Raw genomic sequence first — 12,821 nt, 5'->3', positions numbered from 1 at the left:
GGTGTTGGATGTGCTACCGCCATCGCGAGCAGGGTTCGCTCGAACCAAAAGCAGAGCCTCGGGGTTCCTTAGTGACTCATTCCCTTGAGCCGCTCCGACATCTTGACCAACGCCGCCAACGAGTCCGCCTCCATCTTGCGCATCAACGCGCCGCGCCGGACTTTCACGGTCACTTCGCTCAACCCCAAGCGCCCGGCCACTTGCTTGTTCAGCAAGCCTGACACCACGAGTTCCATCACCTCCCGTTCGCCGTCGGTGAGGCTGTCATAGCGTCGTTTCAAATCATCCATCACCGCGTCCGCCTTGCGCCGTTCCCTGTCCTGGTTCAGGCCCTGGCTGATGGCGTCCAGCAGGTCCTGTTCGCGAAACGGTTTGGTCAAGAATTCCAATGCTCCAGCCTTCATGGCTTTCACCGACATGGGTATGTCGCCATGGGCGGTGATGAAGATCACCGGGAGTGGCAGGTTCAAGCGGGCCATTTCCTGCTGGAAATCCAGCCCGCTCATCCCCGGCATGCGCACGTCGAGGATCAGGCAGGCGGGAATGTCCGGCAGCGTGGCGTCCCTGAATTCACGCGCCGAGGCGAAGGCCATGCTCGGCAGGTTCACCGAGGCCAGCAGGTCTTGAAGCGAGGCGCGTACGGAGTTGTCGTCGTCGACGATGTAGACCATCGATTCGGCAAGATCGGGCTCAGTCATCGGATTCCCTTGTCACGGCCGGCAGGGTGAAGTGGAAGGTTGCACCGGATTGCGGGTTGCTGGACACCCAGATGCGCCCGTCGTGGGCCTCGATGATCGAGCGGCTGATGGCCAGGCCCATGCCCATGCCGTCGGGCTTGGTGCTGTAGAACGCATCGAATGCCCGCTCGTGGTCGTTTCCGGACAGACCCTTGCCCTGGTCGGACACGGAAAACAGCAATTGCTGACCGGACTCCAGCTCGGCATGAAATGCCAGGATGCGATCATCGGCCTCGACCTGGCGCATCGCGTCGATCCCATTCATGGCCAGGTTCAATATCACCTGTTGGATCTGCACTTCATCCGCCAGCATCGGTGGCAGGCCTTCCTGGATATGCACGCGCAGTGTGATGCCTTGCTCGTTCAGTTCTCCGGCCAAGAGTCGCAGGGCGGTATTGACCGTGTCGGCGACGTTCAGCCATTGCTTGGTGGGGGTCTGGTGCCGGGCCATGCCGCGCAGGCGGGTGATGATTTCACTGGCCCGATGAGTATCAGCGATGATGCGTTCCACCGCCAGGCGGGCCTTGGGCAGGTTGGGTGGCTCCGTCGCCATCCAGCGCAGGCAGGCGCCGCTGCTGTTGGCAACGGCAGCCAGGGGCTGGTTCACTTCGTGGGCGATGGAGGCGGCGAGTTCGCCGAGCATGTTGACCCGGGCGATGTGCGCCAGGTGAGCGCGGGTACGATGCACGGTTTCGATGGCAGCGGACAGGCGCAGGGCCAGGTAGGTCGTGCCGGCGATGGCGGCGAGGCTGATCAGCACGTTGATCTGGCCGGCCTCGGAGTCACCGAAGCGGGTCAGCCGATAGCTGAGGATCGTCAACACCATGCAGATGAACGACACACCCGCGACCGCACGAGCCGGCAGCATCCTCACGGCAATCAGCACCACGCCGATCTGGAAGACCCCCACGGCGATCTCGAGATCGGTGAGGGTGTCTATCGCCGCGATGCCGAGCGCCAGCCCCAGCAGAAGCAGCAGGCGCAGCGCCCATTGAGTCTTTCTCATTGAATATTCATCTCGTGTCGCTCGATCCGGCCGGGCTTCGACCTTGTCATTTGAATCACCTCAGGACGGATTGTCCAGGCTGAACTGATCGGCCACTTCATCGTAGGCGAACAGCTCTGCGTAGCGTCCCCATTGCGTGACACAGTCCAGGGTATGGGTGGCGTCGTGCTCGGACATGAAGTCCTCCAGTTGATCGCGGAAACGTCGGGCGGGTGCCGTGCGGGTAGGGCGGTCGTCCAGCACTCTTCGTACATGACCCACCAGCGGTACATACCGGAGCAGGTGCCGGGCGAACAGCTGCTTGCGCTCATCGACATCTGATTCGGCATAGCGGTGCCCGGCGGGGAGCAGGGTAAGGATCCCATCGTGGAGGTCGGCGAAACGCATCAGCTGCAGCACCTCGGCCACCGGAAAAAGATCGGCGTCGCTGTAGCGCAGCGCCCCGGCCAGTTCCCGCAGATCGGCCTGGCCGTCAAAGGGGTGATCCTGGACCGCCTCGATCAACCCGGCCAGTGCGTTGGTGGAGATCGACGGCAAGACCATGCCCACGCCGCTGCCGGCAAACACACCCTGGGGCAGAGAGTCTGAACGCCCACCGCCGGCCATCTGTACATAGATATGCTCCACCAGAGCCTGGAACGCCGGGTCGGAGCGATTGCGCGGCTGGTTGAGGCCGACATTGATTTCCTTCATGACGCGCCCCGGATTGGAGGAAAAAATCAGTATCCGGTCGCACATCAGCACGGCTTCTTCGATGTTATGGGTGACCAGCATGATCGACTTGATCGGCATCCGTCCCTCGCGCCACAGGTCCAGCAGATCGGTGCGCAGGGTTTCGGCGGTGAGCACGTCCAGGGCGGAAAACGGCTCGTCCATCAACAGTACATCCGGGGTGACCACCAACGCCCGCGCCAGGCCGACCCGTTGGCGCATGCCGCCGGACAGCTCCTTCGGGAAGGCGCTTTCAAAGCCGTCGAGGCCGATCATGTCGATGGCGGCCAGGGCCCGTCGGCGGCGCTCGGGCACCGGTACGTTCAAGGCTTCGAGGCCGACCTCGACGTTCTGCAGCACCGTCAGCCAGGGGAACAGGGCAAAGCTCTGGAACACCATGCGCACCGAGCTCGGTAGTCCCTGGGCATCGACCGGAAGATCGATCACACCGGCGGTGGGTGAGATCAGACCTGCGATAGCGCGCAGCAAGGTCGACTTTCCAGACCCTGAGCGGCCCAGCAGGCCGACGATTTCCCCCTCGTCCAGGCGCATGCGGACGTCATCCAGGACTCGCCGTTCGGCGCCTCCGGCCGAGCCATAGACATGTCCCACTTGCTGCACGTCGACCAGGCAGCGTTTCTCCATCATTTGCATTGGATTCATCCTCAATCAATTCGCAGTCGGCGCTCGGCGAAACCGTACAAGGGTCGCCACAGCAGTTGATTGAAACCGACGACGAAGATCGCCATGACCGCGACCCCCAACGCCACCCGTTGCATGTCTCCGGCCTCGGTGGCCTGGGCGATAAAGGCGCCGAGTCCTGACGCATACAGATGCTCGTTACCCCAGGACACGGCCTCGGCGACGATGCTGGCGTTCCACGAGCCGCCCGCCGCCGTCAGGGCGCCCGTCACGTAGTAGGGGAAAACGCCGGGCAGGGTGAACCGTCGCCACCATTGCCAACCGCGCAGATGGAAGCTGCGTGCGGCCTCCCGCAGGTCGGTCGGCAGCGCGCTGGCCCCGGCGATCACGTTGAACAGGATGTACCACTGGGTGCCCAGCACCATCAGCGGCGACAGCCAGATATCGGGATCCAGTTTCAGGGCCACGATGGCGACCACCGCAAACGGAAACAGCAGATTCGCCGGGAAAGCCGCCAACAGTTGCGCCACGGGTTGCAAGCGTTCGGCCCAGCGCGGGTTCAGGCCGATCCACACGCCGATGGGCACCCAGACCAGGCTGGCGAGCGCGATGAGCACGGCGACCCGCAGCAGGGTGGCAAGCCCCAGGCCGAAGGTGTCGATGACATCTTCCAGGCCCAAGGTGCTGCCAATGAAGCCTGACAATTGAACGATACCGGTCATGCAGGTCAGCACGATCAAGCTGATCCAGAGCAGGTCCGCAGCCCGGCTGAAACGGGCGCTGGCCTTGAAGCGCAGGGGTGGCAGCCTGGGGAGTCTGTCCAGGAACAAGGAGGTTTTGAGGCCGCCCAGGGCCCCCAACGCCAAGGGCACCAGGCGCGTCGAGCGCAGCAGGTCGTAGACCCTGGAGCGAGGGCGCTTCTGGGAGGCCGTCTGTTCGAAGCGAAAGCGGTCCGCCCAGGCCACGATCGGCCGGAAGAACAACAGGTCATAGAGCATGATCACCGCAGTCATGGCCAGCACGGCCCAGGCGGTGGCAGCGATGTCCTTGCGTTCGATCGCCAGCGCCAGCCAGGAACCGATCCCCGGTAAGCTCACGGTGGTGTTGCCGACGGTAATGGCTTCGCACGCCACCACGAAAAACCAGCCGCCGGACATCGACATCATCATGTTCCACACCAGCCCTGGCGTCGCGAAGGGCAACTCCAACTTGACGAAGCGCTGCCAGGGCGAGAACGCAAACTGCCGGCTGACTTCATAGAGATCGTTAGGCACGGTCCTCAGCGATTGATAGACGCTGAAGGTCATGTTCCAGACCTGGCTGGTGAAGATGGCGAAGATCGCTGCGCATTCCACCCCGGTTTCCCTGCCGGGGAAGAGCCCCATGAAGAACACCACGGTGAAGGTCAGGAACCCGAGGACGGGCACGGATTGAAGGATATCCAGCGCCGGCAGGATGACGAGGGCGGCCTTGCGGCTTTTCGCCGCCAACGTGGCGATGAGCAGGGAGAACATCAAGGAAGCGAACAGCGCGATGAACATACGCAAGGTGGTGCGCAGGGTGTATCCCGGCAAGTGGGCCAGATCGAGCGACAACGGCGAGGCATCCAGCACACCGAGCGGCTGGTTCATTTGCTCGACGCCATAGGCAATGAACACGGCCAACGCCACGATGAGACAAACCAGTGTGACATCGGCCCACCAGGCACCTGGCTCGTTGCAGTTGAAAGGGGTCAATGCTGAGGCGGCGAGTGGAGAGCGCATCGAGCACCTCTTTTATATCGTCGGTGTTTGAGTGCGGCGAGATTAAGTCCGGCCTTCGACGATGGCCACTGAGATTAAGGGCGGGAAAATATACGTTGGTATATCGATGAGATCTGATCCGGTTTTTTTGCTGGCAGGTGCGGCTGTAATGCCACCTGATTCCCGAGCCAGAATACGGCGGGTGTTCATCGATAGCGCGTTCACCTCTGGACCCTGTGGGAGCGAGCCTGCTCGCGATGGCGTCGGCACAGCCAACCTCCTTGCCGACTGACAGGCCGCTATCGCGAGCAGGCTCGCTCCCACAGGGGTTGTGAGGTGGCTGCTTGCTGTGTATTTCTTTCAGGAGCGCTTATGACGAAGATGGCAATTTTTCTGGGTGGTTTCCTGGCGTTGACCCTGTTGATTGGTGTGCTTGCGACGATTCCGCCGGTGTAGGAATCGCTTTTGTGGCGAGGGGATAAATCCCCTCGCCACAGGGTTTCTCATGACTACCGATGCAAAATCACCTGGGCAATCTCCTGCAACCCCATCACCCGCTGTGCGGCGTTGAGTTTGATGGCTTCCTTGGGCATGCCGAAGACTACGCAGCTGGCTTCGTCCTGGGCTACGGTGGCGCTGCCGGCGTCGAGCATTTCCTTCAGGCCGCGGGCGCCGTCGTCGCCCATGCCGGTCATGATGATGCCGGTGGCGTTGCGGCCGGCGAACTTGGCCACTGAGCGGAACAGCACGTCCACCGACGGGCGATGGCGATTGACCAGCGGCCCGTCCACCACCTGCACGTGGTAGAACGCGCCGCTGCGGGTCACCATCATGTGTTTGCCGCCGGGGGCGATGAGGGCCAGACCCGGGTGGATACGGTCGTTGTTGCGCGCTTCGCGGACTTCGATCTGGCACAGGCTGTTGAGTCGGGCGGCGAACGAGGCGGTGAATTTCTCCGGCATGTGCTGGACGATGACGATGCCCGGGCACACCCGCGGCAGAGCGGTCAGCACCGCTTCGAGGGCCTGGGTGCCACCGGTTGAGGTTCCCAGGGCGACGATGCGTTCGGTGGTCTGCGCCATGGCGTGGCCGTTCGCGGCGGGCAACATGGCATCGGCGCTGAGTTTGGTGGCCGGTGCCAGTGGCGCGGGGCGCTTGCCCAGGTTGCGGACATTGACCTGGGCGGCGCCCCTGATCGCCGCCACCAGTTCCGGTGCCGATTCCAGCAAGAAATTCTTCAGCCCGCTGGTGGGCTTGGTGATGATTTCCACTGCCCCGGCAGCCATCGCCTGCAAGGTGGTTTCCGCGCCTCTGGGAGTCAGGGACGAGCAGATCACCACCGGGGTCGGCCGCTCGCTCATGATCTTCTTCAGGAAAGTGATGCCGTCCATGCGAGGCATTTCCACGTCCAGCACGATCACATCCGGCCACTCCCGGGCCAGCTTGTCCATGGCGAAAATCGGGTCGGAAGCCGCGCCCATGACGTGGATGTCCGGGGTGTCACTGAGAATCGCCAGCAGTACCTGGCGAACCACGGCAGAGTCGTCCACCAGCAATACATTGATCTTTTTTGACATGGTTAATGCCGTGTCCTTATCGGTTGGTGCCTGACCCACACGTCGCCGCTGCACAGGTCGAAGATGATGCTCCGGTAGCCGGTGCTGCCCATGTCCTGGGCAATCAGGTCCAGGCGATAGAGGGCGGCCATTTCCAGCGCCGCATTGACGTTCAGCCGCGCAACGTCGCCGAAGGGCACATGCCGTTGCAGCTCGGGGAACATCTCGCCGCCGCCGAACAGCTTGAGCTGGTATTCCTCGGGTTCAGTGTGATGGGCCCGCGCCTTGCGGATAAACAGTTCGATGGCTTCGTCGGCGTACAGGCCGTTGAGGGCCGTGGAGCAGCGTACGCGGCTGGGCAGCATGAAATGGCACATGCCGCCGATCCGCTGCTCTGGATGCCACAGGGTGATTGCCACGCAGGAGCCGAGGATGGTGCGCAGCCGGGTCGGGCACGTGGCGAAGCGGAACTCGCCTGGCGCCAGGTAGACCTCGGCCACCTCCCTCGTCGCGGGTTGCAGGGCGGCTCTCATGGTTTGCGATAAATCGATGGCATCACCATTTTCAACGCATCGGACACGCCGTTGAGGCTTTCCGAATGGCTTACGATGAAATACCCGCCGGACTTGAGCCGGGGGATCAATCGGGCAACCACTTTGCTTTTGGTGGGTTGGTCGAAATAGATCATGACGTTGCGCAGGAAAATCACATCGAACTCCCCCAACTCCGGCAGGGTGTCATTGAGGTTGACCTGGACGAAGTTGACGCGATTGCGCAACGCTCGGTCGATCAGGAACGTGCCTTGCTGGCTGCCGGTGCCCTTGAGGCAGTATTTCACCAACAGCGGCTGGGGCAGGGTGCGGGCGCGCTCCATGGGGTAATGCCCGGAGCGCGCCTTGGCCAGCACCTGGGTGCTGATGTCCGAACCGATGACTTCCCAAGGCGTGGTGCCCAGCCCTTCGGCCAGTGTCATCGCCAGGCTGTAAGGTTCTTCTCCCGACGAGCTGGCCGCGCTCCAGAGGCGAAAGGTCTTGCCCGGTACGGCGTGGGGCAGCACGTGCTGGCGCAGGAAATCGAAGTGCTTGGGTTCGCGGAAAAAGTAGGTTTCATTGGTGGTCAAAAGGTCCAGCGCTACCTGCAATTCGTCGGTGCGCTGGCCGTTCATGATCAACTTGAAATACTCGCCGTAGCTGCCCAGCTCATAGTGCTTGAGGCGCTTGAACAAACGCCCGGCCACCAGGGCTTTCTTGGCGTCGGACAGGTTGATGCCGGCGGCCTTGTACAGCCAGGATTGAAATTGGCTGAACTCTCGGTCACTGAGCGCCAGTGAGTTCACGGTGCGTTCCTTGCAGGTGTCGGTGTTCACTGGCTTTCAAACTCCAGCGCGGTGGGGCTGGCTTCGGCCAGTTGGGACATTTCGTCGATGGACAACACACGGCCCACCTCCAGCACGATCACGAACTTGCCTTCAACCTTGGCCATGCCGCTGATGAAGTCGGCACGGATCTTCGCCCCGAAACTCGGTGGTGGTTCGATCTGCGAGGCCGGGATTTCCAGCACCGCCGATACCGTGTCCACCAGCAGACCGATGTCCTGGGCGTGGCCGTCTTCGCTGTTGGCCTCGATGATCACCACGCACGAGCGCCGGGTGATCGACGAGTTCTGCCGGCCGAAACGGGCCGACAGGTCCACCACCGGCACGACCGCACCGCGCAGGTTGATCACCCCACGGACGAAGGCCGGCATCATCGGTACCACGGTCAGGTTGCCGTATTCGATGATTTCCTTGATGCAGAGGATGCCGATGGCAAACATCTCCGTGCCCAGCATGAATGTCAGGTATTGCGCTTCTTCCTCGACCGCGATGGCGGTTTGACGGGTGGTCGCGATGGCGCCCATGGCTTTTCTCCTTATAAGCGAGCCTGTAGAAGCGGACCGTCAGAACCGGGTGAACTCGGATTCGTCCGGCGCGCTGGCCATGTTGTAGGCAAACGCCTTGGGCAACGTGGTCACCGAGGCCCGGGGCGGCTTGCGAAGGGACGACCCGGGTGTGTGGTCGACCTTCACCGGCAGGCTGGCCGACTTGGGCGGCGTGTCCAGGGTGAAGAAACTCATGGCCTGTTGCAGTTGTTCGGCCTGGCTGCTCATTTCCTCGGCGGTGGCGGCCAGTTCTTCACTGCTGGAGGCGTTCTGCTGGGTCACCTGGTTGAGCTGGGTCATGGCCGTGTTGATCTGCGCCACGCCGGCGGCCTGCTCTTCGGAAGCGGCGCTGATTTCCTGCACCAGGTCTGAGGTCTTGTTGATCGACGGCACCATCTCATCGAGCAGGTTGCCGGCCTTCTCGGCCATGTCGACGCTGCTGGAAGACAGTTCGCCGATTTCCTGGGCCGCAACCTGGCTGCGTTCGGCCAGCTTGCGCACTTCGGCGGCAACGACGGCGAAGCCTTTGCCATGCTCGCCGGCACGAGCGGCTTCAATGGCGGCGTTGAGCGCGAGCAGGTTGGTCTGGTAGGCGATGTCGTCGATGATGCTGATGCGCTGGGCGATTTTCTTCATCGCCACCACGGTCTGCTGCACCGATTCGCCACCGTCGGTGGCTTCCTTGGCAGCCTTGCTGGCCATGCCGTCGGTGACCTTGGCGTTCTCGGTGTTCTGGTTGATGCTGGCACTCATCTGCTCGATGGAGGCGCTGGTCTCCTCGACGCTGGCCGCCTGTTCGCTGGTGGCCTGGCTCATGGACTGCGCGGTGGCGCTGACCTCTTCGGAGGCGCTGGCCAGGTTGTCCGCCGCGTTGCGCACTTCACCGATGATGTGGGACAGCTTGCCCACCATGTTCTGCATGGCGTTGAGCACCATACCGGTTTCGTCCCTGGAACCGGCTTCGATTTTTGCGTTCAGGTTGCCTTCGGCCAGTTGTTCGGCCACCGAAGCCGCTTGTTTCAAGGGGCGGGAAATAACCCGGGAGATGAACAGCGCCAGGCCCAGGCCGATCAGCAGGGCGGCAGCCAGCACGGCGATGATCGACAGGCGCGATTTTTCAAACAGCGCCGTGCCGCGTTCGCTGGCCGCGCCGGCACCGGTATCGTTGAGTTCGACCAGTTTTTGCAGGTCACTGGTCACCAGCTCGAATCGGCGCCGGGACTCGCCCTTGAGCAGCGCATGGGCCTGGTCGGTGAGGTTTTGCCGGGACAGTGCCATCAGGTCTTTGCTGATCGCCAGATAGGCGGCCCAATCATCGCGGGTTGTCTCGAACAGTTGACGGTCTTCGGCGTTGGAAAGCAGTTTTTCGTAGGTCGCCAGACGGGTCTCGAAACCTTTCCTGGCTTCTTCCGCTTCTTGTTCGATTGTGGTGCGCTCCTGCTCGGAATCAGCGGTGATATGGCGGTTTTCCTTGAGGCGATAGTTCGCGCCGTAGAAACGCATGCCGGACGCCGCGCGCATCGACGGCATCCAGTTTTCGCGGATTTCGGTGGTGGTGCCGTTCACCTCGCCCAGCTGGATGATCGAAAACACCCCCATAACCGCGGTCAGGGCCAGCACCACAAGAAATGACGTGATCAGTTTGGTGGCGATTCTAAGATCGTAGAACCATTTCATTGGGAAATACCTCTCCATGGAGTTGCTAAAGCGTCAGCGAGCGTTGGCTTGTGATAATGGGGTAGGGGTGTAGCGGTTTTCTGTCTGGGCGATCTGGGCGAGCAGCGCCGGCACGTCGAGAATCAGCGCCACGGCGCCGCTGCCGAGAATGGTCGAGCCACTGATCCCGCGCAGGGCGCCGAACAACTTGCCCAGGGGCTTGATGACGGTCTGGAATTCACCCAGCAAGTCATCCACCACCAGTCCGGCCTTGAGTTCGGCATAGCGCACAACCACCACGTTCTGCCGGCGTGCGGCCCGGCCTTCGTGATTGAAGTGATCGCGCAGGTACACCAGGGGCAGCACCTCGCCGCGCAGGTCCAGGTAACCCTGTTCGCGGCTGGCGGTGCCGTCGTCTTCGCTCAGCTCGATGCATTCCTGGACCATATCCAGCGGAATGACATAGGTGGACTGGTCGATGCCCACCAGGAAGCCATTGATGATCGCCAGGGTCAGCGGCAAGCGGATCCGCACCACGGTGCCCTGGCCCGGTTGGCTGTCCAGGTCCACGGTGCCGCGCAGCAGGGTGATGTTGCGCTTGACCACGTCCATGCCCACTCCGCGTCCCGACAGGCTGGTGACGGCCTGGGCGGTGGAGAAGCCGGGTTCGAAAATCAGGTTGTAGATCTCCTGGTCGGTCGGGCTGGCGCCGGGGGCGACCAGGCCACGTTCCTGGGCTTTTTCCAGGATCCGGTCACGGTTCAGGCCGGCGCCATCGTCGGCGATTTCCAGCACGATGCTGCCCGAGTCGTGATAGGCGTTGAGGTGCAGATGCCCCTTGGCCGGCTTGCCGGCGGCCAGCCGCGCGTCGGCGGTCTCGATGCCGTGGTCCATGGCGTTGCGCAGCAAGTGCATGAGCGGGTCACCGATCTTCTCCACCACGGTCTTGTCCAGTTCGGTTTCCGCGCCGCTGATGATCAGGTCGATGTCCTTGCCCAGTTCCTGGCTGACATCGCGCACCACCCGGCGGAACCGGTTGAAGGTTTCACCGATGGGGATCATGCGCAGGCGCAAGGCGCCGTCGAGGATTTCCTCCACCAGCCCGGACACCGTCGAAGTGGCTTCCTGCAGCGTGTCATCGTGGCAGTTGCGGGCCAGCAGGCTGGTGCCGGCGCTGGCGATGACCAGTTCACCCACCAGATTGATCAATTCGTCGAGCTTGTCGGCGTTGACCCGCACGTAGGCGCCGTCCTTGGCCTTGTTTTCACTGCTGGCCGGTGATCCGTCAGCCGGGAGTCGGCCTGACGTTCGCGGCGTCTTGCGCTGGTCCGCCAGCAGTTCGCCGGTGGTGACCAGCGCGGTACTTTCGGCGCTGGGTTCCTGGGCGGTGGCAACCAGTCCGGTGTTCGCCCGCTCATCAACGGCCACGATCTCGATCAGGCAGTCTTCCCGGACGAAATCGAAGACTTCGTTGATGGCTCCGTGGCTGGCGGCCGAGCGGAAATCGATGTCGAATCCCAGGTAGCAGGATTCGGCGTCAAAGGCTTCGACGCTGGGCAACGCTTCTGTCTGCGTGTCGAGGTGGACGATTTCACCGAGGGTCTGCAGATAGCGCAGGAATGACAGGGGGTCCATGCCGTTGCGGAACACGTCCTGGCCGAAACGCAGGCTGATGTGCCAGAGACGCGTTTCGGACGACTCCTGCGTTGTGGTTTCAGCCGCCGCTGCCGTGGCGTCATCGGACGGGGGCGCCTGGTACTCCTGCAGCACCTGGCACAGCTCCATCTCCCGTTTCAGGGCCGGCGGCGTCAGCGTCCCGCCCTGGTTGGCCACCACGTTGATCAGTTCCAGCATGTGATCGCTGGACTTGAGCAGCACCGCGATGAGGCCGGTGTCCACCTCGACGCTGCCGTTGCGCAGGCGATCGAGTACATCTTCGACGATGTGGGTGAAGCTGACGATCGGCTCCAGGCCGAACAGCCCGGCCGAGCCCTTGATGGTGTGGGCCGCGCGGAAGATCGCACCGATGGCGTCATCGTCGGCCGGGTCGTTTTCCAGTTGCAGCAGGGATTCTTCCATCGCCTGCAACTGTTCCCGTGCCTCGACGATGAACGTCTGTTGTGCCTGGTCGAGATTGATGCTCACGCTCATATCCTTTGTCGTGTCGGGCGCTAGGCCAGCAGGTTGCACAGCTCGAGTGTTTCGCTGACGGTCTTGCTGCGCGCGGTCAGGGTCAGTTGGGTACCGGCCTTCGGTGCTTCGCGCAGGGCAATCAGCAGCAGTTGCAGGCCGGCGCCGTCCATTTCGGTCACCTGCGACAGGTCCAGCTCCATCTGCGGCGTGTTGCCCAGGCAGGGCAGCAATTGCGCGGCGAGGTCGGCGGCGGTGTAGATCGTCAGCTCGCCGTCGATCTGCACTTGCGCGGTGTCACTTTGTGTTTCGTACAGCAGTGGCATCACAGCCTCCAACCCTTTAAGGCAGAATCAGTTTGGACACCGCCGCCAGCATCTGCGCCGGCTGGAACGGCTTGACCACCCAGGCCTTGGCGCCTGCCGCCTGGCCTTCCTGCTTCTTCGATTCCTGGGATTCGGTGGTGAGCATGATGATCGGCGTGAATTTGTAACTCGCCAGCTTCTTGACCTCCTTGACAAAGGTGATGCCGTCCATGTTCGGCATGTTCACGTCGCTGATGATCAGGTGCACCTTCTGCCCGTTGAGCTTGCCCAGCGCATCCTTGCCATCGTTGGCCTCGATCACGTCGTAGCCGGCACTTTTCAACGCGATGCCGACAACCTGCCGAACGCTCGCGGAGTCGTCGACAACCAATACACTTTTAGCCATGAACGGCTCT

The 12,821-nt window shown here is 62.4% G+C and carries 12 protein-coding genes; all 12 read right to left on the bottom strand.

The features are described from left to right. Positions 1–68 precede the first annotated feature (68 nt). Positions 69–698 (bottom strand): response regulator transcription factor, encoded by a 630-nt coding sequence (locus tag FBY02_RS07550; protein ID WP_144925431.1) that lies wholly within the window; start codon positions 696–698, stop codon positions 69–71. Then, positions 691–1,743 carry a sensor histidine kinase gene (locus FBY02_RS07545; protein ID WP_144925428.1) on the bottom strand — a complete coding sequence of 351 codons (1,053 nt, stop codon included), beginning with the start codon at positions 1,741–1,743 and terminating at the stop codon, positions 691–693. Before FBY02_RS07545 ends, FBY02_RS07550 begins: the two co-directional genes overlap by 8 nt. Before the next feature lie 60 nt (positions 1,744–1,803). After that, a complete protein-coding gene (locus tag FBY02_RS07540) occupies positions 1,804–3,108 on the bottom strand; it encodes an AAA-associated domain-containing protein (RefSeq protein WP_144925620.1) in 1,305 nt (434 codons plus the stop codon). An 11-nt stretch (positions 3,109–3,119) separates the two neighbouring features. Further along, on the bottom strand, positions 3,120–4,727 hold the full coding sequence (locus tag FBY02_RS07535; protein ID WP_256662483.1) for an ABC transporter permease subunit: 1,608 nt from the start codon (positions 4,725–4,727) through the stop codon (positions 3,120–3,122). Between the two features lie 620 nt (positions 4,728–5,347). Continuing rightward, the gene (locus tag FBY02_RS07530) at positions 5,348–6,415 is read right to left on the bottom strand and encodes a chemotaxis response regulator protein-glutamate methylesterase (RefSeq protein ID WP_047700818.1); all 1,068 of its coding nucleotides are present in this window, start codon (positions 6,413–6,415) and stop codon (positions 5,348–5,350) included. 2 nt (positions 6,416–6,417) lie between these two features. Beyond that, entirely contained in the window at positions 6,418–6,915 is a 498-nt protein-coding gene (cheD, locus tag FBY02_RS07525; protein WP_144925617.1) for a chemoreceptor glutamine deamidase CheD, read from the bottom strand. Positions 6,916–6,923: 8 nt separating this feature from the next. Next, positions 6,924–7,760: a protein-glutamate O-methyltransferase CheR gene (locus tag FBY02_RS07520; protein ID WP_178111987.1), complete on the bottom strand. Its 837-nt coding sequence runs from the start codon at positions 7,758–7,760 to the stop codon at positions 6,924–6,926. Continuing rightward, on the bottom strand, positions 7,757–8,293 hold the full coding sequence (locus tag FBY02_RS07515) for a chemotaxis protein CheW (RefSeq protein WP_144925422.1): 537 nt from the start codon (positions 8,291–8,293) through the stop codon (positions 7,757–7,759). The genes FBY02_RS07520 and FBY02_RS07515 overlap by 4 nt, the downstream gene beginning before the upstream one ends. Before the next feature lie 39 nt (positions 8,294–8,332). Then, a complete protein-coding gene (locus FBY02_RS07510) occupies positions 8,333–9,991 on the bottom strand; it encodes a methyl-accepting chemotaxis protein (protein WP_144925418.1) in 1,659 nt (552 codons plus the stop codon). A 33-nt stretch (positions 9,992–10,024) separates the two neighbouring features. Further along, the gene (locus FBY02_RS07505) at positions 10,025–12,115 is read right to left on the bottom strand and encodes a chemotaxis protein CheA (protein WP_144925415.1); all 2,091 of its coding nucleotides are present in this window, start codon (positions 12,113–12,115) and stop codon (positions 10,025–10,027) included. Positions 12,116–12,141: 26 nt separating this feature from the next. Next, the gene (locus FBY02_RS07500) at positions 12,142–12,426 is read right to left on the bottom strand and encodes a lipid asymmetry maintenance protein MlaB (RefSeq protein WP_144925412.1); all 285 of its coding nucleotides are present in this window, start codon (positions 12,424–12,426) and stop codon (positions 12,142–12,144) included. A gap of 16 nt (positions 12,427–12,442) precedes the next feature. Beyond that, on the bottom strand, positions 12,443–12,811 hold the full coding sequence (locus FBY02_RS07495; protein WP_063320603.1) for a response regulator: 369 nt from the start codon (positions 12,809–12,811) through the stop codon (positions 12,443–12,445). Positions 12,812–12,821: the final 10 nt, after the last annotated feature.

The sequence above is a fragment of the Pseudomonas sp. SJZ078 genome (genome assembly GCF_007828255.1).
In the GTDB taxonomy this organism is placed as follows: domain Bacteria; phylum Pseudomonadota; class Gammaproteobacteria; order Pseudomonadales; family Pseudomonadaceae; genus Aquipseudomonas.
The sequence above is the reverse complement of the archived record's forward strand: the minus strand, read 5'-3'. Positions and strand labels throughout refer to the sequence as shown.

Coding starts and splice junctions, on each gene's coding strand:
- FBY02_RS07535 (WP_256662483.1), bottom strand. CDS start 4,727: ATGAACCAGCCGCTCGGTGTGCTGGATGCCTCGCCGTTGTCGCTCGAT.
- FBY02_RS07550 (WP_144925431.1), bottom strand. CDS start 698: ATGACTGAGCCCGATCTTGCCGAATCGATGGTCTACATCGTCGACGAC.
- FBY02_RS07545 (WP_144925428.1), bottom strand. CDS start 1,743: ATGAGAAAGACTCAATGGGCGCTGCGCCTGCTGCTTCTGCTGGGGCTG.
- FBY02_RS07530 (WP_047700818.1), bottom strand. CDS start 6,415: ATGTCAAAAAAGATCAATGTATTGCTGGTGGACGACTCTGCCGTGGTT.
- FBY02_RS07515 (WP_144925422.1), bottom strand. CDS start 8,293: ATGGGCGCCATCGCGACCACCCGTCAAACCGCCATCGCGGTCGAGGAA.
- FBY02_RS07510 (WP_144925418.1), bottom strand. CDS start 9,991: ATGAAATGGTTCTACGATCTTAGAATCGCCACCAAACTGATCACGTCA.
- FBY02_RS07500 (WP_144925412.1), bottom strand. CDS start 12,426: ATGCCACTGCTGTACGAAACACAAAGTGACACCGCGCAAGTGCAGATC.
- FBY02_RS07540 (WP_144925620.1), bottom strand. CDS start 3,108: ATGCAAATGATGGAGAAACGCTGCCTGGTCGACGTGCAGCAAGTGGGA.
- FBY02_RS07495 (WP_063320603.1), bottom strand. CDS start 12,811: ATGGCTAAAAGTGTATTGGTTGTCGACGACTCCGCGAGCGTTCGGCAG.